The following is a 23,066-nucleotide window of genomic DNA, read 5'->3' as shown; positions in this document are numbered from 1 at the left end:
CCAGTTGTAGCGTCCCGCGGAACCAACGACGTCCTGGAGGATCCGCATGTCGTCGCCTCGTTCCCGTGCCTGGCAGGTCGCTCTGCTGGGCGGCCTGCTCGCGTTCGCCACCGCCTGTGGAGGCGGCCCAGACGGCGCCGGCGGCGGGCAGCAGCAACAGAAGCCGAGCGCTGTTCCGGACAACACCGCGTTGCTCGGGGCGATCAAGGCCGACCCACAGCTCGCCGGAGCGTTGCCGCCGGCCGTCGCGCAAGCCAAGACGTTGCGGTTGGCGTCCAATATCCAGTCGGCGCCGAACAACTTCTACGCGGCCGACGGCAAGACGCCGATCGGCTACGAGGTCGATCTGGCCAAGGCCGTCGGGGCGAAGCTCGGGGTCACCGTCGCGTACCAGGACCTCGCGTTCGGTTCGTTGATCACGAGCCTGCAGTCCGGCCGGGTCGACCTGACCATGGCCGCGATGAACGACACCAAGGAACGTCAGCAACAGATCGACTTCGTCGACTACTTCTCGTCCGGCATCACGATCATGATCCGCAAGGGCAACCCGGACGGCATCACCGGGCCGGACACGTTGTGCGGCAAGAACGTGGCGGTCGTGCAGGGCACCAGCCACCAGAAGTTCGCCGCCGCGCAGAGCGCGAAATGCACTCAGGCGGGCAAGCCGGCGATCACGGTCACCGCGACCGACAGCGACAACCAGAACCAGAACCAGCTGCGCACCGGGCGCGTCGCGGCGATTCTCAACGACCTGCCGAGCGCGGTCTACATCTCGCGCACCGCGGGCGACGGCAAGTTCTTCGAGGTCGTGCCGGGCCAGCCGATCGAAGGCGGGCGGTACGGGATGGGCTTTGCGAAGAACAACTCGAAACTGCGCGACGCCGTCAAACAGGCGTTGCAATCGCTCGTGACCGACGGGACGTACGGCAAGATCCTGCAGTCCTGGGGCGTCGAGCAGGGCGCGATCAAGGAGGCGGCCGTCAATGGCGGAAGCTGAACCGCTGCCGATCGTCCGGCTGCGGCATTGGGGTCGCTGGGTCAGCGCGGCGGTGCTCGTCGCACTGCTGGTGCTGCTGGGTTTCGCGTTCGCGCAGGCGCAGATCGACTGGGGGTCGGTACCTGACTTCGTCTTCTACCGCGTGATGGCGCTCGGGCTGCTCAACACCGTCGTGCTCGCGGTGATCGCGCAGGCGATCGCGATCGTGCTCGGCATCCTGATCGCGTTGCTGCGGCTCAGTGCCAACCCCGTCGCGAAGTGGTTCGCGGCGGCCTACATCTGGCTGTTCCGCGGGCTTCCGGTGCTGTTGCAGATCCTGATCTGGTACAACCTCGCGCTGATCTTCCCGACCGTCTCGATCCCGCTGCCGTTCGGCGGCTACCTCGTCCACGAGCCGACCAACGTGCTGATCAGCGCCTTCACCGCGGCGCTGCTCGGACTGGCGCTGAACGAAAGCGCGTACATGGCAGAGATCGTCCGCGCCGGGCTCACCAGCGTCGACGCCGGGCAGACCGAGGCGGCGAAATCCATCGGCATGACGCCGGGCGCGACGCTGCGCCGGGTCGTGCTGCCGCAGGCGATGCGCGTGATCATCCCGCCGACCGGCAACGACTTCATCAACATGCTCAAGGGCACGTCGATGGCGTCGGTGATCGGCGTGACCGAGCTGATCCACGCGGCCAACAACATCTCGTCCAACAACCTGCTGGTGATGGAGACGCTGATCGCGGCGGCGATCTGGTACCTGGTCGTGGTAACCGTGGCCGGGGTCGGGCAGCACTACCTGGAACGCTCGTTCGGGGCGGCGGACCGGAGCCCGGCGGTGCGCGCGGGCAAAGCCCTCAAGGGGATACCGATGGTGCGGGGTGCCCGTGTCTGAGCCGCTGCTGAAAGCTGTCGGGGTCCGGAAGAACTACGGGCACACCGAGGTGCTCAAGGGAATCGACCTGGAGGTCCGCAGGGGACAGGTGGTCTGCCTGCTCGGGCCGTCGGGAGCGGGGAAGAGCACGTTCCTGCGCTGTCTCAACCATCTCGAGACGATCGACGGCGGCCAGGTCTGGGTGGACGGCGAGCCGATCGGGTTCAAGCTCCGCGGCGGGAAGCTGTACGAGCTGCGGGAGAAGGACGTCGCACGGCAGCGCCGGGACATCGGCATGGTTTTCCAGCGGTTCAACCTGTTCGGGCACCGGACCGCGCTGGAGAACGTGGTCGAGGGGCCGGTGCGAGTGCTCGGCGCCGACCCGGAAAAGGCCCGGAAAGAGGCGCTGGACCTGCTCGACCGGGTCGGGCTGGCGGACCGAGCGGGCGCTTACCCAGGGCAACTGTCCGGCGGGCAGCAGCAGCGCGTCGCGATCGCCCGGTCGCTCGCGATGAAGCCGAAGCTCATGCTGTTCGACGAGCCGACGTCGGCGCTGGACCCGGAGCTGGTCGGGGAGGTGCTCGCGGTGATGGGTACGTTGGCTCGGGAGGGGATGACGATGGTGGTCGTGACGCACGAGATGGCCTTCGCCGCGGAGGCCGCCGACGAGGTGGTGTTCCTCGCCGACGGCGCGGTGGTCGAAACCGGGCCGCCGGAGCGGGTGCTGAAGTCCCCGGACCACGAGCGGACGCGGCAGTTCCTCGCGCGGGTCCTCTCGTGACCCGGATCCCGCCCCGGTACCTGCTCCAGTTCGACGAGCCCGCGGGCTACCTGGATTTCGCGCGGTTCGGGCCGCCGTCGCACGCCGTGCTCGACACCACCGCGCGGCTGCTCGAGGCGACGACCAAGGCCGGTCCGTCCACTGTGGACGAACTGATGCGGCAGGAGATCCGGGCGAAGGCGGCGGCCGCGCGGCTCTGCGGCAGCGACACCGACCACACCGTGCTGCTCCCGCACACGAGCCTCGGCTTGTTCCAGGCGGCGTTCAACAGTCGTGGCGAAGTGCTCGTGTCAGCCGCGGAATTCCCGGCCAACACGTACCCGTGGGCGCGCGCCGAACAGGCCGGACGGGTGCGGATGCGGCGGCTGGAAGGCGGTTACGTCACCGCGGACCGGCTCGCGGACGCGCTGACGCCGGAAACCACTGTCGTTTCGGTGAGTGCGGTCGACTTCCGCACCGGGTACCGGGCCGATCTCGCCGCGTTGCGCGAGGTGGTGGGCGACCGGCTGCTGGTGGTCGACGGAATCCAGGGCTTCGGGGTCGTCGACGCGCCGTGGGAGGTCGCCGACGTGCTCGTGGTCGGCGGGCAGAAGTGGCTGCGGGCGGGCTGGGGCACCGGGTTCGCGGTGCTGTCCGACCGGGCACTGGCACGGATGGACCCGATCCTGTCCGGCTGGACCGGCGCGCGCGACCCCGGTCTGTTCGACAACGAGATCCACCCGGCCGACCCGACCGCGGCGAGCTGGTCGATCTCGAACCTCAGCCCGGTCACGTCCGGTGCGTTCGCGGCGGCGCTCGAACTGGTCGAGGAAACCGGCGTCGCGGCGATCGCGGACCGGATCAACGAACGCGTGGGCGAACTGGAGGACGTGCTGCGCTCGTTCGGCGCGGAGATCGTGTCGGCGACTGAGCGGCGGGCCGGGATTCTCGCGTTTTCGGTGCCAGGCAAGCCGGCCGAGCAGGTCGGGGCGGCGTTGACCGCGGCGGGGATCGCGGCGACGGTGCGTCCGGAACACGTCCGGTTGTCGCCGCACGCGTCGACCCCGGCGGCGGCTGCCGACCTGGTACGGGACGCGTTGGAAAAGCTGCTTCGGCCCCGCCGGGTCGTGCCGGTCGCCTCGGCTTCCGGCACGGCGACGCACGAGCTGCTGACCGCGCTGATCCCGGCGGTGGACGGACTGGCCGCGATGCTCGGGCCGGGCAACGAGGTGCTGCTGCACGACCTGTCGCGGCTGCCGGACTCGATCGTCGCGATCGCGGGGGAGCTCACCGGCCGCTCGGTCGGCGGGCCGATGACGGATCTGCTGCTCGGGCTCGTCCGGCGCGGCACGACGCAGGACCTGACCAACTACCGCACGCACAGCCCGGACGGTCGCGAGATCCGTTCGTCCACGCTGTTTCTGCGCGACGCCGAGGGCACGGCGATCGGCTGCCTGTGCGTGAACAGCGAACTGCCCGCGACGGCGCAGACTTCGGAGGAACGGCGGGAGGAGACGTTCCTGCCGGACGTCGACAGCCTGCAGCGGTTCCTCGTCGGACGCGCGATCGGGAAGTCGGGGATCCCGGTGGAGCTGATGAAGAAACGGCACAAGGCGGCGGTGGTCCGCGAGCTGGACGAGGCCGGGTACTTCCTGATCAAGGACGCGGTGGACCATCTGGCCGGGCAGCTCGAGGTCACGAGGTACACGATTTACAACTACCTCAACGAGATCCGGGCTGGATGAACATCACCGTTCCGCCGAAGCTGGCGACGGCAGTGCGGCGGCGCGAGGGTGCCGCGGGCGAGGCGTGGCTGGGGCAACTGCCCGAGCTGGTCGCGGCGGCCTGCGCGCGGTGGGGGTGTCGGATCGCGGGAGCTCCGCTGCACGGGGAGACAGCGTTGGTGCTGCCGGTCGAACGCGCCGGGCACGCGGCCGCGCTCAAGGTTTCGTTTCCCCATCGGCGTTGTGCTGAGGAATCGGCGGCGTTGAAGCATTTCGCCGGTGCCGGGGTCGTGCGGCTGCTGGCGGCTTCCGAGGACGGCAGCACGCTCTTGCTCGAACGCGTCGGTCCCGCGACGCTGGAAACAGTTCGGGCAGAGGAAGCGACCGAGATCGCCGGTGAGCTGGCCCGCCGGCTGGCGGTGCCCGCGCCCGTCGGCACCCGGTCTCTCTCTTCGACCGCCGAACCGTGGCTTGCCCAGTTGGAGCAGCAGGCGGAGCCGGGGCTGCTGCCGGCCCGGGCGGTCGACCAAGCGCGCGAGCTGATCACGCATCTCGCCGACGACCGGACCACCACGATGCTTCACGCCGACTTGCACTTCGGAAATGTGCTGCGCGCGCGGCGGGAACCGTGGCTGGCGATTGATCCGGTCGGGTGGCGCGGGACAGCGGCGTTCGACGCGTTCACCGTGGTCGCAAGGGCCCGCCGAAGCGATCTTGCCGCGTTGATCACGCGGTTTTCCCTTGCCGCACAGATAGACCCGGGACTGGCGGCGCGATGCTGCCAGGCCCGGGCGGTCAGTGCCTACCTGCACCAGGAACACACCGGCGGCGAATGGTTCGACCGCGGCGTGCTGCTTTCGCTCATTTCAGGAACCTCTCCACCGCGTCCGCAGCTGCGGTGATTCCGCCGTTGGCGCGGATTTCCGCGCGCAGCTTGGCCAACCTCGCGGCCACGTCCGGCGAACTGCTGACCTCCTCGACGGCTTCGCGGAGCGACTTGGCGGTCACCTGGTCCGCGGGCAGATGCTTGCCGACCCCCAAAGCCTCCAACTGCGTGGCATTGCCGAACTGGTCGACGGCTTGCGGGATAGCGACCGTCGGGACGCCGTACCACAGGGCTTCCGTGCAGCCGCCCATGCCGGCGTGCGTGATGAAGGCGGACGCGACGTCGAGAATTGCCAGCTGTGGCACTGTTTCGTGCACCTCGACCGACTTCGGCAGCGGGCCGAGTTCGTTCTTTGAGACGTGCTTGCCGATGGCCAGCACGACGTGCCAGTCCTCGAATTCGGTGCCGCAGTACCGGTAGATGTCCAGTTGGTCGTTGTACGCGGTGCCGAACGACACGAGCAGCACGGGTTTGCCGTCGGCCGGCGGCGTCCAGTGCTCCGCCTCGCGCGCCGGGTCGAGGCACGGGCCGACGAATTGGACGCGGTCTTCCGGTACCCGGTCGGCGTTCGGCTGCATCGCGCGCGGGATCAGGGACAGGGTCGGCACCGGTCGCGCGAGCCACGTCCAGGCGTCTTCGGCGACCCCGTTTTCCGCCAGCCATTCGGTGAACGCCCGGTGATAGTCCACTCCGGACGGTGAGGTGCGGATCGGTTTGAGGACTTCGGCGAGTTCTTCCTCGTAGCCGTCCCAGGCGACGTAGGTGGGCGAGAGCTGCACCGCGGGCACGTCGTAGCGGAGGCCGAGCAGCGGGGCGCCGAGGCCGCCGATGTCGTAGAGCAGCAGGTCGGGACGGTCCTGGTCGAAGGTTTCCAGCAGCCGCGGGTGGATCGCGATCGCTTCGTCGAGGAAGACGCGCATCGCCGCGGCCGGGTCTTCCGGCCATTGCGCGTCCGGCCCGAGCGGGAAGATCGTGGGATGCGCGACGACGTCCGCGCCGGTCGCTTCGACCAGTTCGGCGAGCGGTTCGCCCACGACGTAGCTGACCCGGTGCCCGCGCCGCACCAGTTCGCGGATGATCCCCAGTGACGGATAGACGTGGCTCGGCGCGGAGCAGCCGACCATGACGATGTGCTTGCCCATGAGGCGAAAGCGTCCTTTCCGGACGAGATGCGGTCCGGCACGCAGAGCGGGGGCCGCCCGACGGCGGGCGGCCCGGAAAGTCATGCCGGGATCAGAACAGGCGGCAGCGGGCGAAGATCATCATGAGTCTGACGGTAGTGCGGGTGGCGGCGGGGAGCAACCGGATTAACCGGGCATAGCCGGTACGGGTCCGTCGCGCCGAATGTCTCGGCAGCGCACACCACTTTTCAACGCAACCAACTTTGTGTTACAAAGTCCAAGACGGCGAGCACTGGGGGACGAGATGACGGAAGCGTTCAGGCTGACCGGCCTGGTGAAGCAGTTCAAGCAGGTCCGCGCGGTCGACGGGGTGTCGGTGACGGTGCGGCGGGGCGAGGTTGTCGCATTGCTGGGACCGAACGGCGCGGGCAAGTCGACCACGATCGACCTGCTGCTGGGGCTGACCTCGCCGGACGAGGGAAGCGTGCGGGTGTTCGGCGGTGCGCCTCGGGCGGCGCTGGACTCCGGGCGGCTCGCGGCGATGGTGCAGAACGGGTTCCTGCTGCGGGATGTCACGCCGGCCGAGCTGGTCGAGTTGCATCGGTCGATGTTCGAAAATCCGTTGCCGGCCAAGGAGGTTTACGCGCGGGCGGGGATCGGGGAGTTCGCCGGGCGGCGGTGCGGGAAGCTGTCCGGCGGGCAGCTTCAGCGGGTCCGGTACGCGCTCGCGCTCGCCGGCGATCCGGAGTTGCTGGTGCTCGACGAGCCGACGGCGGCGCTGGACGTCGACGCCCGGCGCGAGTTCTGGGCGTCGATGCGTGAGTTCACCGTGAGCGGGCGGACCGTGCTCTTCGCGACGCATTACCTCGCCGAGGCGGAGGACTACGCGGATCGCGTCGTGTTGATGCGGCACGGGAAGGTCGTCGCGGACGGGCCGGTCGACGAGGTGCGCGCGAACGTGTCCGGGCGAGTGCTCAGGGCAGTCGTACCGGGCGCCCGCGCGGAAGACCTCGCCGCGCTCGACGGGGTCGCCAGGGCAGTCGTACAGGGCGATCGTACGGAACTGGGCTGCACCGACTCCGACCTGGCGATTCGCGCGCTGCTCGCGGCCTTTCCGCGGGCCAGTTCCATCGAGATCACCTCCGCGGGACTGGAGGAAGCGTTCCTCGCCCTCACTTCCGACGAGCCGCAGGGAGCACTCCGATGAACCTCGTGTACTTGCGCCTGGAGATCCTGCGCATTGCCCGCAGCCCGCAGTTCGCGCTGTTCACCATCGCGGTCCCGCTCGGCATGTTTCTTCTGTTCGGCGGGTTGTTCGGCGACCAGGTCGGGGCGGACGGCGTCAAGGCGAACGTCACCACGATGATCAACATGGGCGCGTACGGCGCGATGAGCGGTGCGTTGTTCACCGGCACCCGCGTGGCGACCGAGCGGACCGACGGCTGGCAGCGGCAATTGAGGCTCACGCCGATGCGCGGGCCCGACTACCTCCTGGTGAAGATCGCGTCCTCGATGGCGATGGCGTTGCCGGTGGTCCTGGTCGTCTTCGTCGGCGGTGCGTTGCGCGGAGTGGACCTCACCGCGGCGCAATGGCTGCTCAGCGGGGTCTCGTTGTGGCTGGGCGCGCTGCCGTTCGCGGTGCTCGGACTGCTGCTGGGCCTGTTCGGCAAAGGCGACACGGTCGGGGCGATGACCGGCGCGTTGATGTTGCCGCTCGGCGTGTTCGGCGGGCTGTGGATGCCGCTCGCGTTCCTGCCGCGATGGATGACGGTGGTCGCGCATTTCTTCCCGACGTATTGGCTCGGCCGCGTCGGCACGATGCCGGTGGCTCACGCGGGCGGGCTCGGTCTCGCGGTGGGCGTGCTGGCGGCTTGGCTGGTCGTGCCCGCGCTCGTGGTGGTGCGGCGGTTCCGGCTGGGCCCGGTGAAGGTCGCGTGACGTGTTAGCTTCCGTGCTGCGTGAGGGGTCAGTACGGGGGAAGGGCGGTCCGGGGTGAACAACGACGCGGGGGACCCCGTCGAGGACGAGGGCGAGCCGCTGTCCGCGGCGGAATCGCTCGAGCTCATCGCCCGGCAGAACGAGCGGACGCGCCGGGAGCTGCGAGTCAGCCCGGCGCGTCTGTTCAGCGTCTGGGCGTTCGCCTGGCTCGTCGGCTGGGGGCTCGTCTACCTCTCCGACGAGCGGTCGGCGGCGCTGCTGCCCGGCTGGGTCGCGGGAATCGTCGTCGCGGTGCTCATGGTGGGCGCGATCGTCTACTCCGCTTGGCACGGAAGCAAAGGCGGCCGCGGGATTCGCGGGCCGTCGCGGCGGATCGGGGCGATGTACGGCTGGGCGTGGGGGATCTCGTTCGCCGGGATGTGCCTGGTCGACATCCGGATCACCAAGCTGATGCCGGTGGGCTCCGCTCTCGTTCCGCTGCTGTGGTCCGGCACGTCGTTGCTGCTGACCGGCGCGCTCTACCTCGCTGGCGGGACGCTCTGGCAGGACCTGCGGCAGTACTTCCTCGGCGGCTGGATCATCGTGTGCGCCGGGGCGAGCGTCCTGGTCGGCGTGCCCGGCAACTTCCTCGTCCTCTCGCTCGCCGGCGGCGGCGGATTCGCGGTCGCCGCCCTGGTCTACGTGGTGCGGCCCCGTGGCTGACCTGCCGGAGCTGGATCCCGTCATCCACGCCCAGGCGCGGTTGCGCGTCACGGTCGCGCTCGCCGGGCTGCGGCCGGCCGACCAGATCACCTTTCCCCGGCTGCAGCAGCTGCTCGAGATGACCGCTGGCAACCTCTCGACGCACTTGCGCAAACTCGAGGACGCCGAGTACGTCGAGATCACCAAGGCTTACGAACACCGCACGCCGGTCACGCTGGTGCGGCTCACGAGCAAGGGCCGCGCCGCGTTCGACGCTTACACCAAGGCGTTGCACCGGCTCCTGGACGCTGGAACCTGACATGTCTCGCTGGGTCGTGCACTTGGACCTCGACGCGTTCTACGCCTCCGCCGAGCAGCTCACGCGGCCGACGCTGCGCGGGCGCGCGGTCGTCGTCGGCGGCACCGGACACCGGGGCGTCGTCGCCGGGGCGAGCTACGAATCCCGCGAGTACGGCGTGCGTTCGGCGATGCCGATGTCCCAGGCTCGACGGCTGCTTCCAGCGGGCGGCGTCGTGCTGCCGCCGCGGTTCCGGTTGTACGAGATCTTGAGCAAGCAGGTTTTCGACGTCGTCAGCGAAGTCGCTCCGGTGCTGGAACGGATTTCGCTCGACGAGGCCTTCGCCGAACCGCCCGCGCTGGCTGGCGCGTCGGTCGAGCAGGTGACCGAATGGGCCGAGAAGCTGCGGGCGCGGATCCGGGAAGAGACCGGGCTGACCGCGTCGATCGGCGCCGGGACCGGCAAGCAGGTCGCGAAAATCGGTTCGGACCGCGCGAAGCCGGACGGGCTGCTCGTCGTGCTGCCGGGCACCGAACGCGAGTTTCTGGCTCCGCTGCCGGTACGCGCGTTGTGGGGAATCGGACCGGTGGCGGAAGCGAAGCTGCGCACGATCGGGGTCCTCACCTTGGGCGAACTGGCGGCGTTGCCGGAGCCGGACGCGGTGTCGACGCTCGGGGGCGTGGTCGGTCGAGACTTGCGGCGGCTGGCGAGCGGGTTCGACGACCGCCCGGTCGCGGAGCGGGGCGAGGCCAAGCAGGTGAGCGCGGAGACGACCTTCGACGTCGATGTGGTCGATCTCGGCCGATTGCGTGCTGAGGTAAGGAAAATCGCGGCAGGCGCGCACGCTCGGCTGGTCAAGGCGGGACGCGTCGCGCGCACAGTCGTGATCAAGCTTCGGCATACGGACATGAGCACGGTGACCCGCTCCGAGACCACCGCGTCGCCGACCGACGACCTCGAACAGCTTGCGGCTACGGCAGAACGGCTATTGCTCGACCCGCAGGAATTCGGTGGGGTACGGCTCGCGGGCGTCGCGTTCAGCGGGCTTTCGGTGCCGCATCAGGACGCGTTGTTCAGCTTGACCGTGCCTGCTGCGACGGACGCGCCGGTGGTCACCTCGGCGCCGTCGCCGGGAGGGAGCGCGCCGGTGTCGTCGTCGGGATGGCGGCCGGGCGACGACGTCGTCCATGCCGAGTTCGGCACCGGCTGGGTGCAGGGCGCGGGGCACGGCCGGGTGACGGTGCGGTTCGAGACGCGCAGCTCCGGCCCGGGCGTCGCGCGGACGTTCGACCAGACTGACCCGGCGCTGACTCGCGGAGAGCCCTCCGACTGCCTGGCCTGAGCATTTTGCCTGGTCACAACCGGGTGTTAACCCACAAGAGTGATACGGAAGGATGGGCCGGCAGTCGGGCAAAGGGGATGATCATGACGAACATGCGCCGCGCCGCCGCCCTCGCCGGGGTCGCGCTGATGCTGACGGCGTGTGGGAGCGAAGCCCCGCACCGGTCCTCGCCCGGGACGTCGTCGGCGGCTGCTTCGCCGGATTCGTTCACCGTCGTGGCGACCGGCGACGTGCTGATCCACCCGCGGCTCACTGAGCAGGCGGAGACGGACGGCGGCGGGAAGATCGACTACCGGCAGCTGTTCGCCGGGGTCAAACCGCTCGTGTCCCGCGCGGATCTGGGGATCTGCCACCTCGAAACGCCGCTCGCGCCGGAAGGCGGTCCGTACCGCGGATATCCGTCGTTCAGCGCGCCGCCGGAGATCGCCGACGCGTTGAAGGACACCGGGTACGACACCTGCTCCACCGCGTCGAACCACACGCTCGACCAGGGCGCGGCGGGGGTGCGGCGGACGCTCGACAAACTCGACCAGACCGGGCTGAAGCACACCGGCTCGGCGCGTTCGGCCGAGGAGGCGGGGAAACCGCTGCTCCTCGACGTGCACGGGGTGAAGGTCGCGCAGCTGTCTTACGCGTTCGGGTTCAACGGGATCAAACGGCCGGCCGGGAAACCGTGGCTGGCCAACGAAATCGACCCCGGCGAGATTCTCGCCGCGGCGCGCGAGGCGAAGGCGGCCGGGGCGGAGGTCGTGATCGCGAGTCTGCATTGGGGGGTCGAGTTTCAGCATGACGTGACGGCTGAGCAGAAACAGTTGGCGCAGAAGCTGACAGCGTCGCCGGATCTCGACCTGATCGTCGGGCATCACGCGCACGTGGTGCAGCCGTTCCAGAAGGTCGGCGGCAAGTGGGTGGCGTTCGGGCTCGGCAATGAAGTCGCGCGGCACGACGAACCTCGCGGGTCGACCGAGGAGGGGGTCGCGGCACGGTTCCGGTTCAGCCGGGCCGGCGGGAAGTGGGCGGTGGACCGGGCGGAGTACGTGCCGACGCTGATCGACCTCGGGCCGCCGATCCGATTGCGGGACCTGACGGCCGCGCCGCCGAGCCAGCGGGGGACAGAAGCGCTTGCGAATACCGACGAGGTGGTGCTGTCCCGGGGCGCGGGGGAGGACGGGTTGAGCCGCGCGGGGCGGTGACCGGGCTGGGGTCTGGTGGGGCCTTTTCTGGGTCTCGAAGGTCGCGGTGAGGTGATTTGGCCGCCTGTGTTCGGGGCTGGTGGCGGGATCAGGGCGAGTGCCCTGGGCAGGTGACCGTCTTGGTCGGGCGTTCGCCCGGTTCGGATGGTCGGGTGGCTCGGGCGGTTGTTCAGGGCAGACGACCGCCCTGGCCATGACGCTGGCTGGGCGGTTGCCGCGGGGCGGGCGATTGCCCTGGGCGGTTGTCCTGGTTGGGCGTTCGCCGGGGGTGGGTTGGGCGATCGCCCTGGGCGGACGCCCTGGTTGAGCCTCCGCGCGCGTGGGCAAGCCGCGGCCTGGTGGGGGCTGTCGCCAGGGCCAGACGTTCGTCCTGAGCGGACGGTTGCCCAGGGCGATCGCCCAGGGCGACCGTCCGGGTCAGTGGTCCCGGCGGGCGATGAGCTGAGCCAGTGCGGTCAGCTCGGCTGTCGCGCGTGGGGCTGGGTTGGCGGCGGTCAGGGCGGTCAACGCGTCGGTGAGCAACTCGTCCGCCTGGGTGTGGCTCCATGAGCGGCCGCCGGCTTCGTCGATCAGGGCGGCGGCTTGGGCGAGGCAACTGTCCGGCAGGGGCTGCCGGTACAGCATCGCCAGTTCCTGTCCGGCGGACGTGCCCGACGTGAGCGCCGCGACGACCGGGAGGGATTTTTTGCGGCTGCGCAGGTCCGAGTAGACCGGCTTGCCGGTGACGGCCGGGTCGCCCCAGATGCCTAGGAGGTCGTCGACGTGTTGGAAGGCCAGGCCTAGCGACCGGCCGAAGCGGCCAAAGCGTTCGACGTGCTCGCCGCGGCCGCCGACGACCAGCACGCCGAGCGTGCACGCCGCGCTGAGCAGCGCCGCTGTTTTGCCCTGGGCCATTCGGACGCATTCCGCCACTTCGACGTCCGTCCGCTGTTCGAACGCCAGGTCCTCGTGCTGGCCGTGCAGCAGGTCCAGCACCGCGGTGCTCAGCAGGCGCGCGGCGGCTGGGCCGTCCGCGGACAGGACGTCGAAGGCCAGGGCGAGCAGGGAATCCCCGGCCAGGACGGCCTGTCCGGTGCCGAACACGGTCCACGCGGTGGGCCGGTGGCGCCGGGTGCGGTCGCCGTCCATGACGTCGTCGTGCAGCAAAGAGAAGTTGTGCGCCAGTTCTACGGCCACCGCGGCGGGGATCGCGTCCACCGGGTCACCTCCGCAGGCCTCCGCGCACAGCAGCACCAGCGCGGGGCGCAGGGCTTTGCCGCCGGACGCGGTCGTCGGCGTTCCGGTTTCGTCCCACCAGCCGAGGTGGTAGCCGGCGATCCGGCGCATCGACCCGGGCAGCCGGTCCACCGCCGACCGCATCGCCGGTTCCCAGCGGCCGCGGCTCCATTCCAGCACCTCGGCCACCGAGCGGGCCCCGGTGCGGGCGTCCAGCGCGGTCACCGGTTTTCCGCTTCCGGACGCAGCGCGGCGGCCACAGTGGACAGTGCGGACGGGATCGGGACGATCACTGCGAAACCACCTAACGTCGAAAACGGCGGAACACGGCGGTGCGGTGTTTTCCGGAGAGGAATGCGATTCGTAAGCGGTGCCGCGCATCAACATAGCAAGGCGGATCATCCCGACAATCACTCGATAGGGTAACCGCCTCCGATTCACCTGTTTGCCGAAGCTCCTTTTCGGACATCGCCGGTGCTGTTGTCCGGCTGACAACCAGAAACGCGTCACGGTGGGTCGGCTGCCGTAACCCGGTCGGGGACGCGCGACCGGTATCCGAGGCCTTTTCCCTGGGAAGCAAGAGCAATCGCGGGAACCCGGAAACCGCGCGCTGCTCCGATCCGGCGAACCGCGCTGGCCCCGGACGGCCACCCGGCTGAATCGCGGGTTTCTCCGTTGTCCGTTCCGGAATCGGCTGGATAGCGTCGGCCAGCGTATTTCCCCGCGCGAAAGGAACCGGATGAACGTCTACGTGACCGGGGTGTTCTGGGTCGTCGGCGCGGCGATCGCGGCCGCGGTGATCGGGTATCTCGTCCGGCGCTTCGGCTGGGACGAGGGCCGCCGCGACAACAACGACGCCGCCGGCCAGGTGTTCACCATCGTCGGCGGGCTGCACGCGGTGCTGGTCGCCTTCGTGCTCATCTCGCTCTTCGACGCCGTCACGGCCACGCGCGAGGGTTCCTACACCGAGGCGGAGGGCCTGGTCGCCGCCACCTGGTCGGCGGAGGCGCTGCCCGGCGACACCGGCGAGCAGGTGCGGCGCCTCGCGATCGCGTACGCGACGACGGTGTCGAAGCAGGAACGGCCCCGGCTCGTCGACGACGGCCCGATCCCGGACACCGGCTGGACCCAGCTCGACCAGATGCGCCGCGTGGTCGCCGGCGCGCAGGCCGGCGACGACTGGACGAACGACCGCAAGAAGGACGCCGCCGCCCAGCTCTGGCAGGTCTACCAGGCCCGGCAGACCCGGATCACCGGCGCGGAAACCGACGGCGTCGGCTCGGTCATGTGGTTCGCGCTCATTCTCGGCAGCGTCATCTCGATCCTCTTGCCGAACCTCTTCGGCGGCACGCGGATGGCCGCGCATCTGGTGATCGTGTCGACGCTGGCGGGGACGATCGTCCTGCTGCTGTATGCGATTTTCCAGCTGCAGAACCCTTATGCCGGCGGCGCGAACGTGCATCCGGACGCGTTCACCACGGCGATCTCGCGGCTCGGCTGACCGGTGCGAGGTTCCCGGTACCTGACTGTGGCGGCCGCCGCGGCCGCGGTCGCCGGGCTGCTCGTCGCGTCCGGGTGGCTGGCTCCGGCCCGCCAGCGCGCGGCCGCGGCGTCCTGCCGGGTGCTGCAGGTCGAAAGCCGCGACGGGCGGTCGTCCGACATCGTGCGGTTGACGCTGCCCTCCGGTTCGCGGCATGTGGTGCACCACAGTCCTTTCGCGCTGAATGCGATCGCGTACTCGGCGGCGCAAGACGTGACCTACGGCGTCGCTGACGGGCGCTTCCCCGACGGCTGGCACGCGGTCCGGATCGACTCCGGCGGCGAACTGACCGACCTCGGCGCGGTCGGCCGCGAAACGCACCACGGCGAATGGAGCTGGGTGACCGGCGCGACGGCCGGGGCGATGTCCGGCAACTCGTGGTACGTGAAGCGGGCCACCAGTCTGTACACAGTGGACGTTGACCCGCACAGTTCCGGCTATCTCAGCGCGACCGGGCCGGTGTTGCTGCGTCCGTGGTGGCTCGCCTCGGGGGTCGACGACTTCGCGTACAACCCGGAAGACGGTCTGCTGTACGGAGTTTCGTCCAGTGCCGAGGGCGCGGTGGTCACGGTGAACCCGGTGAGCGGACAGGTCGCGAAGGTGCCGGGGGAGCGGTTTCCGGACGCGACTTACGGTTCGGTGGTGTTCGGGCCGGACCACAAGCTCTACGCGACCGCGAACTGGATCGACGGACGGAACGTCACGTACCGGCTGGACGGCGGTTCCGCGGTCGAGGTGAGCACCGGGCCGCCGTTGGTGATGTCCGACGGTGCCGGGTGTTTGGCGGAACCCCCGCCTCCGCCACCCCCGCCGCCTCCGTCGTCGTCCGCCCCGCCCCCGACGTCGCCTTCCCCGACGCCGTCGACCTCGGCGAGCCCCACGCCGTCCTCCACCCCGACATCCCCGACACCCCCGCCACCCCCATCGTCAACATCGTCATCCCCGCCGCCGACCACACCGAGCCCGATCGTGCCCACCCCGACCCCGACCCCGCAGCCGCCGGACGCGATCATCCAGCCCATCCCGATGCCCCAACCCCCGGCACCGTCGCGCGCCGCCCCGGTGAAAGCCATCCCGAAACCGCCCGAGAAACGCGCGGCGAAAGCGCGCAATAACGTCAAGAAGCAGCGTCGCTGGGGGGTCGCGGCGATCCTGCTCGTCGTCGGAGGAGGTGCGGTAGCGGCTCGAGTACGGCGCGCTCGTTAACGCGGCGGTCGTCTCGATGACGGACGCTGTCCAACTCGGCCGTCGAGACTCCCTTCGGCGTCGAAACGACGCCGAAGGAGGAGAAAGCCGATGAAACGCGTGAAGATCGGGCTGGTCGCCGGGGCGCTGGTGCTGCCGCTGGCCGCCGTGGGCCCGGCCGAGGCCAAGGGGCGTCCGGACGACCAGTACCGGGTACGAGCCGGGCAGTCGCTGCAGGTGCGCGGTGACGCGCAGCGCGACGGTGCGGTGGTGCGGCACACCGAGCCCGGGCACGGCACGCTGGCCATCGGACCGGACGGATCGTTCCGCTACACACCCGCCGCCGGGTTCACCGGACGCGACACGTTCACCTACACCGTCAGTGACGCGGTCCGGCTGTACCCGACGGACCTGCCGCCGCTCGGCACCGTCGGCGGCGTCAAGATCACCGGTGGCGGGTACGGGTCCGCGCTCGCGCCGGTGCCGGGTTCGCGCGACGAGTACTACGGGCTCACCGACCGCGGCCCGAACGTCGACGCACCGGACGGGTCCAAAGTGGAGCCGCTCCCGTCGTTCACGCCCGCCATCGGCAAGTTCCGGCTCAAGGGCGGGAAAGCCGTGCTGGAGCGCACCATTCCGCTGCGCGCGGCCGACGGTTCGCCGTACCACGGCCAGGTCAACACCTTGGCGAACACCGGCGAGACCATCGTGGACCTCAACGGCGCGAAACTGCCCGCGTCGCCGAACGGCTACGACTCCGAAGGGCTCGTCGCGCAGCGCGACGGGACGTTCTGGGTTTCAGACGAGTACGGCCCGTTCATCACGCATTTCCGCGCGGACGGCCGCGCGATCGAGCGGCTCTCGCCGTTCGACGGTTCGCTGCCGAAGGAACTGAAGAACCGCGTGCCGAACAAGGGCATGGAAGGACTCGCGCTCACGCCGGACGGCGGGACGCTCGTCGGCGTCATGCAGTCCGCGCTGCAGCAGCCGGATCTCACGAAGAAGCCCAGCAAGGTTCCCGCGCTCCGGATCGTGACGGTCGATCTGAAGACCCGCGCGACGCACGAATACGCGTACCTGCTCGACAACCCGGACGAGACCGGCGCCGCGGTCTCCGAGATCACCGCGTTGTCGGCGACCCGGTTCCTCGTGGACGAGCGCGACGGCAAGGCCGAACCGGGCGCGTACAAGAAGCTGTTCGAGATCGACCTGAGCAAGGCGACCGACCTCGGACCGGCGGCGAAGGTGCCGGGTGCGACGTATGACGCGGCCAAGGGCGGCCTTCTCGTCGACGGCGGCAAGAGCATCGAGGCCTACGTCGGCAAGGCCACCACCGCGGAAGCCGCCGATGCGCTGGCGAAGGCCGGCGTGACGCCCGCGGCGAAGAAGCTTTTCCTTGACGTCGGGGATCTGGTGACCGGGCTGGACCCGAGCGGCGGTTTCTTCGGCCATGACAAGGTCGAAGGCGTCGCGACGACCGACGGCGGGCGCACCGTGGTGATCAGCAACGACAGCGACTTCGGCATCGACGGGGTCGCGAACACGGCGGCTCCGTACACCTTGCACGCCAAGACCCAGCCGAACGGCCGCCAAGACGACGGCGAGTACTTGCGGGTGGACCTGACGAAGCTGCCCGCGCGGACGCGCACGCTGACGGTGACCGTCGACGTGCGCTGAGGCCGTCAGTACTTGAACTGATCGACGTTGTTCTGCGTGATCAGCAGGGGATCGCCGAGCAGGACCGTCCGGGTGGCCGCGTCGTAGCGCACCGCGGGAAGCTCCGGGCTCACGTTGTTCTTGGGCCGGAGCGGGGTGCCGGTCGCGAGCTGCTCGGCGGTCCAGGCGGTGAGGTAGCCGAGGGATTCGACGTTCCACAGCACCGTCATCGAGCAGGAACCGTCGACCAGGTACGGCTTCATCGTCTGCGGCGTGCCCGTGCCGACGGTGAAGACCTGGCCGATTTTCTGCTGATCACGCACTGCGCGCGCGATGCCCGGCGTCGCCGTCGTGCACTGGCCGATCATGCCGGTGAGCTTCGGGTGCCGGTTGAGGATCTCCTTCGCCAGCTTCGTAGCGGTGGTGGTGTCCTCGTCGGCGTACACCGTCTCTACCAGCTTCGCTTGCGGATAGCGTTGCGCCGCATAGGTTTTCTCGGCTTCGATCCACGAGTTGAGGTTCGCCGCGGCGCGTCCGCACGAGACGATCGCGTATTCGCCGGCGCCGCCGGTTTTCTTCATCAGCGAGTCGACCAGCGCCGAACCGATGCCTTCGGCGCTCGTCTGGTTCACGAAGACCTCGCGCTCGGAATCGGCGGCGTCGGTGTCGGTGGTGAGCACGTGGATGCCCTTCGCCCGGGCTTCCGCGATCGTCGGGGCCAGCTCGGCCGGGTCGTTCGGGGCCACCGCGATGACGTCCACCCGCTCGGCGATGAGCTGGCGCAGGATCGCGGTTTGCGCGGCCGGGTCGACCGAAGCCGGGGCGCGGAGCAGCCATTTCGCCCCGAGCCGCCGGGAAGCCAGCATGCCGCCGGCGTTCATCGCGTCGAAGTACGGGATGCCGCCGATTTTCGGCACGAAGGCGATTTTCGCCGGCTCCGGAGCCGAGTCCGGCAGGACCGGCGAGCAACTGCCGGCCACCGCCGCCGCGGTCGCCACGAGCGCCGCACCCAGCACGAGCGTTTTGGTCCGCCCTCGCATCCCCCACCGTTCCCCGGCTATGTGACCTGGCAGCCGAAGGTAGGGCCAGTGGCGGCAGGGGGTCAACCGAACGCGACCAAACGGTTACGCAAGCGAGTTCAACCGCCGGACGGCGCGACGTTCTCCGCCCGCCGGGCACGTTTTGTCCCGGAGAGCGCGCGGCCTTGCCGTCGGCGCCCGGGTCGGGCTCAGCACATCGGGCGACCTTGCGTAGATACCCCTTAGGGGTATAGTCGGCGACATGAACGAACACCAGCACGGAGCGTCTTGGTCCACCGCCGCGCAAGCGACGCTGCATTGCCTCACCGGCTGTGCCATCGGCGAGGTGCTCGGCATGGTTCTCGGCACCGCGCTCGGCCTGCACAACGCGGCCACCGTGGTGCTGTCCATCGTGCTGGCGTTCGTCTTCGGCTACGCCCTCACCATGCGCGGAGTGCTCAAGTCGGGTCTCGCGCTCGGGGCTGCCTTCAAGGTCGCGCTCGCCGCCGACACGGTGTCGATCGCGGTCATGGAGGTTGTCGACAACACCGTCGTCGTGGCGATCCCGGGGGCGATGGACGCGGGCTTGTCGAGCGGATTGTTCTGGCTGTCGCTGGTGTTGTCGCTCGCGATCGCCTTCGTGGTCACGGTTCCGGTCAACAAATGGATGATCGGCCGCGGACGTGGACACGCGGTCGTGCATGCGCACCACCAGCACTGAGTTTCAACAGGACGGCACGGCCGCGTCGGTTCGGAGATAAGCCTCGGGCACATAGTGTCCGGGGCCGATCCGGTTCCAGCGCGTCGTGCCGTCCACCGAATCTCCTTGCACGGAACACTCAATCGGCACCTGCGCGGCATTGGCCGCCAATCCGGCGGACGGTGCGTCGTTGTTCGCGGACGTCCGCACGATCAGCGGAGCCCCGCCGGTCACCACGCCGATGGCCGGAGAGCTGCCGGTCCACAGGAAAGCGACGTCCACGTAGCCGCTGCCCTGGAGGCCGAGTCCGTCCCAGAACGTGCCGTCGGCGAGGTCGAGACCGGCTGGGTTGCGCACGGTGCGGCCGTGTTCGTCCTTGCCGCCGTTGAAGCCGTCTTGGTACGCCGCCTGCGCTTCCGGCACGCCTTGCGGCAGCGAACCGAACTTCGCGCGGCGGTCAGCCGGGTTCCAGTAGTCGTCATGTTCGTTCCACGGCCCGACATCCCACACCGGTGCGTACTCGCAGCGCGTGCCGTCAGTGCGGCACACCCGGACGGTGAAGGTCCCTTTTCCTTGGGAGGACACCGTTTTCGTCGAGGGTAGCGCGACGAAATGGTCTCGTTCGGTGATCCGGTGCCCGCTTGAGGTGGTGCCGCCGACGAGCCCTTCGCGGGTCGCGTAGAGGCGGTAGGTCAGCGGTCTTTCCAGTGCTCTTCTCCCGTGCTTCGGCTTGGCCGCGGCGGGAGCCGGGGTCGACAAAGCGACAATTGCCAGGGCGAGAAGAACGTGACCAGCCGCTTTCCAGGTGTTCATGAGCGCATCGTGGCCCGGCGCGCGGGTTTGACCGCGCAACCCGGCCCGCGCGTCAGGCGGACACGATCCGGTGCGGTCCGGTCTTGCGCACCCGGTCGTCGACCCGGGAGTCGGCGGACAGTTCGCGGCGGATGGCTCGCGCGCGTTCGGCGTAGCTGCGGGAGCGTTCGGGCTGGCTGAGCGCGGAGTGGAGTTCGCCGAGGAGCTGGGAGACTTCGGCCTCGGAACGGCGGTCTCCATTGCGGCGATGCACGCTCAGCGAGTTCACCAGCAGCAACTGCGCGTGCGCTAGATCGCCGCTGTACAGGCACAGCGCACCCAGGTTCTGGTTCGCGTAGCCGACGCAGTGGTCGTCGCCGAGATCGGTGAACACGGCGATGGCGCGCGTGACGTGCTCGCGGGCTTCGGCGAGGTTGCCCTCGCGTTGGTGCAGGAGCCCGAGTCGTTGCAGCGCATGGGCTTCCCGGTGCCGGTCGCCGATTTCGCAGGACAGTTCCAATGCGTCGGTGTACCAGCGGCGTGCGGTCGCGTAGCACTTGCGCGCGACCCAGATCGAGCCGATCGCGATCCGGATCACCGCTTCGCCGTGCGGGTCGCCCGCTTCGCCGAACAACCGGAGCGCTTCGTGGCAGGGTTCGAGCGCGCGGTCGGTTTGGCCCTGCATCCGCAGCACGGTGCCGAGCCCGGCGTAGGCCTCGCCGAGTCCTTGCCGGTCGCCGATCCGGTGGTACAGCTCGCGCGCGGCCTCGAAGGCGATCATCGCGTCCGCGTCGTTGTCTTGGTACAGCAGGACTTGGCCGAGGTTTCGCTGAACGACCGCCTCGCCGCGGACCGCGCCGGCCCGGCGGGCTGCTTCCAAGGCGACCAGGTGGGTGGCGTGCCAGTCGTCTTGGTGGCCGCGGAGGTCGAAGTACGGCGTGAGCGCGACGGTGAGCCGCCAGGTCAGATCGTCGAAACCGTGTTCGGCGGCCAGTCCGACGGCGGCGACGCAGGTGGCGCGTTCGGCGGCGAACCAGGCGGCGGGATCGGTCAGCAGGCGGTCGGCGTCCGGGGGAAGGGCGAGGTCGGTGTCGTCGTGGTACTGGCCGAAGAAGTGGATCGGCATCCGTTCGGCGGCCTCTACCGCCAGCGCTAGATATCCCTCCAGCACGCGGCCGAGCGCGGCGCGGGTCTCGGCGGGTTCGGCCAGTTCGGCGGCGTAGACGCGCAGGAGGTCGTGCAGGCGGTAGCGCGGCTGGCCGGCGACGTCGGTGGCGACCAGTTCCACCAAGTGCGCGTCGACGAGCACGTCGAGCACGTCGTCGGCGGACGGGCGGCCCAGCACGGCGGCGACTGCCCAGGCGGGGAATTGGACCGGGCCCAGCGCGCCCAACCGGCGGAAGGCCGCGGCGGCGGACATGGGCAGCAGGTCGTAGCTCAGGGTCACGCTCGCCCGGACGGCCAGGTCGCCGACGCGCAGCTCGTCCAGACGGCGGTGCTCGTCGTGGAGACGGTCGGCGAGGATGCGCAGCGACCAGGCCGGCCGGTGGGTGAGTTTGGCCCCGGCCACCCGGATCGCGAGCGGCAGGTGCCCGCATTGGCGCAGGATCGCCGCGGCGTCCTCGGGTTCGGCGGCGAACCGGTCGTGGCCGACGATGCCTTCCAGCAGACGGGCGGCTTCCGGCTCGGGCAGGAGATCGACGTCCACCGGCGTCGAGCCGGCGAGGTCGGGCAGCCGGATCCGGCTCGTGACCAGTACGGCGGACGCGCCCGCGCCGGGCAGCAGTGGGCGTACCTGGGCGGCGCTGCCCGCGTCGTCCAGGACGACGCACATGCGGCGGCCGGCGAGCTGGGAGCGCAGGAGGGCGGAACGTTCTGCCAGGTCTCGGGGCAGCCCGGAGTCGGGGATGCCCAAGGCGCGCAGGAGTTCGGCCAGAACGCTCATCGGCGAGCGCGGGGACGACGAGGTTCCGGCCAGGTCTACATGCAACTGTCCGTCCGGGAAAACGGTGCGGACCGCGTGCGCCACCCGCACGGCGATGGAGGATTTGCCGATGCCGGGTGCGCCGGACAGGACGACGATCGTGGGCCGTTCCGCTTCGGCGTGGTGGCGGAGTTTCGCGACCAGTTGCTCGATTACCTCGCCGCGGCCGGTGAAATCCGGCAGGTCCAGGGGAAGCTGGCAGATCGGCGGGACCTTCGCGCACGGGACTTCGAGGGTGGTGCGGAGTTCGCGCAGCGCCGCGCCAGGGCTCGCGGACAGTTCGTCGGCGAGGGTTTGTTCGACCAGTTCGTACGCTTCCGCGGCTTCGGTGGTGCGGCCCGCGTCGCGGAGCGCGGTGATCAAGTGGTGCCAGAGTTCTTCGCGCAGCGGATGTTCGGTGACCAGCGCGCGGAGTTCGGCGATGACTTCGTTGTGGCGGCCCAGCGCCAGCCGGGCGCGCAGGCGTTGTTCTTGCACTGCCAGGCGTAGTTCGTCGAGGCGGGCGACGGCCGGACCCCAGCTCGGGTCGTGCGGGAGGCCTTCCAGTACTTCGCCGCGCCACAGGGAGTGTGCTTCGTCCAGCAGGGCCAGGGCGGTTTCCGGGTCGTCCTGGGATTCCCAGGCCTGAGTGGCCAGCCTCGTGAAGACCAGGTGGTCCAGTTCGTCTTCCGGGACGGTGAGGAGATAGCCGGAGGCCCGGCTGGTGATGCGGTCGGCCAGGTCGGGGGAGGTCTCGGCGAGCCGGCGGCGGAGGGAGTGGACGTAGGTGCGGATGTTGGCGGCCGCCGAACGCGGGGCGGTGGTCGGCCAGAGGACTTCGACCAGCGCTTCGGTGGACACGACGATGTTGGGCTGCAGCGCCAGCGCGGCCAGCAGCAGCCGGGGCTTCGGGCCGCCCAGCGGTACGGCCCGGCCCTCGGCGACGACCTCCAGCGGCCCCAGGATCCGGAAGGTCAGCGAAATCAATTTACCCGCCTTGGCGGCAAGGTCCCCATGGTCGGCATGCTAGGAGCGTTCGGGGCGGTTAGCTAGATCCACTGGGGGAGGAATACCCCATAAGGGGTGATATCGGGGGAGGATGTCACGGGGTGTTCGCCGGGGTGGGGTGAAGTGTTTTCACGTGTGTGTGGGCTGGGTGGCGGCTCGTCGCTGGTGTGGGGCACCCCGAAGCTTGAT

20 protein-coding genes are annotated in these 23,066 nt (G+C 69.7%); 15 read left to right on the top strand and 5 right to left on the bottom strand.

All coding sequences use genetic code 11. The features are described from left to right. Window positions 1-46 precede the first annotated feature (46 nt). Genes L942_RS31335 through L942_RS31315 form a run of 5 tightly spaced genes read left to right on the top strand, consistent with a single transcriptional unit; the run spans window position 47 to window position 5,242 of the window. The gene (locus L942_RS31335) at window positions 47-997 is read left to right on the top strand and encodes an ABC transporter substrate-binding protein (RefSeq protein WP_037367324.1); all 951 of its coding nucleotides are present in this window, start codon (window positions 47-49) and stop codon (window positions 995-997) included. After that, complete coding sequence (locus L942_RS31330) at window positions 984-1,877, top strand: amino acid ABC transporter permease (RefSeq protein WP_037367323.1); 894 nt, start codon at window positions 984-986, stop codon at window positions 1,875-1,877. Before L942_RS31335 ends, L942_RS31330 begins: the two co-directional genes overlap by 14 nt. Continuing rightward, window positions 1,870-2,637, top strand: a complete 768-nt coding sequence (locus L942_RS31325; RefSeq protein ID WP_037367412.1) for an amino acid ABC transporter ATP-binding protein — start codon at window positions 1,870-1,872, stop codon at window positions 2,635-2,637. Before L942_RS31330 ends, L942_RS31325 begins: the two co-directional genes overlap by 8 nt. After that, window positions 2,634-4,361: an aminotransferase class V-fold PLP-dependent enzyme gene (locus L942_RS31320; RefSeq protein ID WP_037367322.1), complete on the top strand. Its 1,728-nt coding sequence runs from the start codon at window positions 2,634-2,636 to the stop codon at window positions 4,359-4,361. Before L942_RS31325 ends, L942_RS31320 begins: the two co-directional genes overlap by 4 nt. Next, window positions 4,358-5,242 (top strand): aminoglycoside phosphotransferase family protein, encoded by an 885-nt coding sequence (locus L942_RS31315; protein ID WP_051166369.1) that lies wholly within the window; start codon window positions 4,358-4,360, stop codon window positions 5,240-5,242. The genes L942_RS31320 and L942_RS31315 overlap by 4 nt, the downstream gene beginning before the upstream one ends. On the opposite strand, the gene L942_RS31310 is transcribed toward L942_RS31315, so the two are convergent. Beyond that, window positions 5,202-6,368: a macrolide family glycosyltransferase gene (locus L942_RS31310; RefSeq protein ID WP_037367321.1), complete on the bottom strand. Its 1,167-nt coding sequence runs from the start codon at window positions 6,366-6,368 to the stop codon at window positions 5,202-5,204. The two genes, L942_RS31315 and L942_RS31310, sit on opposite strands and share 41 nt — an antisense overlap. Window positions 6,369-6,651: 283 nt before the next feature. Between L942_RS31310 and L942_RS31305 the strand changes: the two genes are divergently transcribed. The 6 genes from L942_RS31305 to L942_RS31280 all read left to right on the top strand — a co-directional run bounded on the left by L942_RS31305 (window position 6,652) and on the right by L942_RS31280 (window position 11,799). Further along, the gene (locus L942_RS31305) at window positions 6,652-7,554 is read left to right on the top strand and encodes an ABC transporter ATP-binding protein (protein ID WP_037367320.1); all 903 of its coding nucleotides are present in this window, start codon (window positions 6,652-6,654) and stop codon (window positions 7,552-7,554) included. After that, complete coding sequence (locus L942_RS31300) at window positions 7,551-8,285, top strand: ABC transporter permease (protein ID WP_037367318.1); 735 nt, start codon at window positions 7,551-7,553, stop codon at window positions 8,283-8,285. Before L942_RS31305 ends, L942_RS31300 begins: the two co-directional genes overlap by 4 nt. Before the next feature lie 54 nt (window positions 8,286-8,339). Beyond that, entirely contained in the window at window positions 8,340-8,987 is a 648-nt protein-coding gene (locus tag L942_RS31295) for a hypothetical protein (RefSeq protein WP_037367317.1), read from the top strand. After that, window positions 8,980-9,285 (top strand): winged helix-turn-helix domain-containing protein, encoded by a 306-nt coding sequence (locus L942_RS31290; RefSeq protein ID WP_037367316.1) that lies wholly within the window; start codon window positions 8,980-8,982, stop codon window positions 9,283-9,285. The genes L942_RS31295 and L942_RS31290 overlap by 8 nt, the downstream gene beginning before the upstream one ends. 1 nt (window position 9,286) lies before the next feature. Continuing rightward, window positions 9,287-10,606: a DNA polymerase IV gene (locus tag L942_RS31285; RefSeq protein WP_037367315.1), complete on the top strand. Its 1,320-nt coding sequence runs from the start codon at window positions 9,287-9,289 to the stop codon at window positions 10,604-10,606. 77 nt (window positions 10,607-10,683) lie between these two features. Next, window positions 10,684-11,799: a CapA family protein gene (locus tag L942_RS31280; RefSeq protein WP_440201349.1), complete on the top strand. Its 1,116-nt coding sequence runs from the start codon at window positions 10,684-10,686 to the stop codon at window positions 11,797-11,799. A gap of 417 nt (window positions 11,800-12,216) precedes the next feature. Here L942_RS31280 and L942_RS31275 read toward each other — a convergent pair whose 3' ends face one another. Continuing rightward, window positions 12,217-13,239 carry a family 2 encapsulin nanocompartment cargo protein polyprenyl transferase gene (locus tag L942_RS31275; RefSeq protein WP_037367314.1) on the bottom strand — a complete coding sequence of 341 codons (1,023 nt, stop codon included), beginning with the start codon at window positions 13,237-13,239 and terminating at the stop codon, window positions 12,217-12,219. A gap of 514 nt (window positions 13,240-13,753) precedes the next feature. Between L942_RS31275 and L942_RS31270 the strand changes: the two genes are divergently transcribed. The 3 genes from L942_RS31270 (at window position 13,754) to L942_RS31260 (ending at window position 17,416) form a co-directional block, all read left to right on the top strand. Next, window positions 13,754-14,515: a DUF4239 domain-containing protein gene (locus L942_RS31270; protein ID WP_037367313.1), complete on the top strand. Its 762-nt coding sequence runs from the start codon at window positions 13,754-13,756 to the stop codon at window positions 14,513-14,515. A 3-nt stretch (window positions 14,516-14,518) separates the two neighbouring features. Further along, window positions 14,519-15,760: a DUF6923 family protein gene (locus L942_RS44560; protein ID WP_037367312.1), complete on the top strand. Its 1,242-nt coding sequence runs from the start codon at window positions 14,519-14,521 to the stop codon at window positions 15,758-15,760. 90 nt (window positions 15,761-15,850) lie between these two features. After that, window positions 15,851-17,416 carry an esterase-like activity of phytase family protein gene (locus L942_RS31260; protein WP_037367311.1) on the top strand — a complete coding sequence of 522 codons (1,566 nt, stop codon included), beginning with the start codon at window positions 15,851-15,853 and terminating at the stop codon, window positions 17,414-17,416. A gap of 5 nt (window positions 17,417-17,421) precedes the next feature. Here the strand turns inward: L942_RS31260 and L942_RS31255 are convergent, their stop codons facing one another. Next, the gene (locus L942_RS31255) at window positions 17,422-18,435 is read right to left on the bottom strand and encodes an autoinducer 2 ABC transporter substrate-binding protein (RefSeq protein WP_037367310.1); all 1,014 of its coding nucleotides are present in this window, start codon (window positions 18,433-18,435) and stop codon (window positions 17,422-17,424) included. A 241-nt stretch (window positions 18,436-18,676) separates the two neighbouring features. On the opposite strand from L942_RS31255, the gene L942_RS31250 reads away from it, so the two are divergent. Next, a complete protein-coding gene (locus L942_RS31250) occupies window positions 18,677-19,135 on the top strand; it encodes a DUF4396 domain-containing protein (RefSeq protein ID WP_037367309.1) in 459 nt (152 codons plus the stop codon). A gap of 3 nt (window positions 19,136-19,138) precedes the next feature. Here L942_RS31250 and L942_RS31245 read toward each other — a convergent pair whose 3' ends face one another. Together L942_RS31245 and L942_RS31240 are read right to left on the bottom strand one after the other, a co-directional pair. Further along, a complete protein-coding gene (locus tag L942_RS31245) occupies window positions 19,139-19,927 on the bottom strand; it encodes a hypothetical protein (protein ID WP_326929369.1) in 789 nt (262 codons plus the stop codon). 52 nt (window positions 19,928-19,979) lie between these two features. Beyond that, entirely contained in the window at window positions 19,980-22,856 is a 2,877-nt protein-coding gene (locus L942_RS31240) for an AfsR/SARP family transcriptional regulator (RefSeq protein ID WP_051166367.1), read from the bottom strand. Between the last annotated feature and the right edge of the window lie 210 nt (window positions 22,857-23,066).

Origin of the sequence: Amycolatopsis orientalis DSM 43388 (genome assembly GCF_000411975.1) — a bacterium.
Classification (GTDB): Bacteria; Actinomycetota; Actinomycetes; order Mycobacteriales; family Pseudonocardiaceae; genus Amycolatopsis; species Amycolatopsis orientalis_D.
Note: the sequence above shows the minus strand (reverse complement) of the source record. Positions and strands in the feature narration are given on the sequence as shown.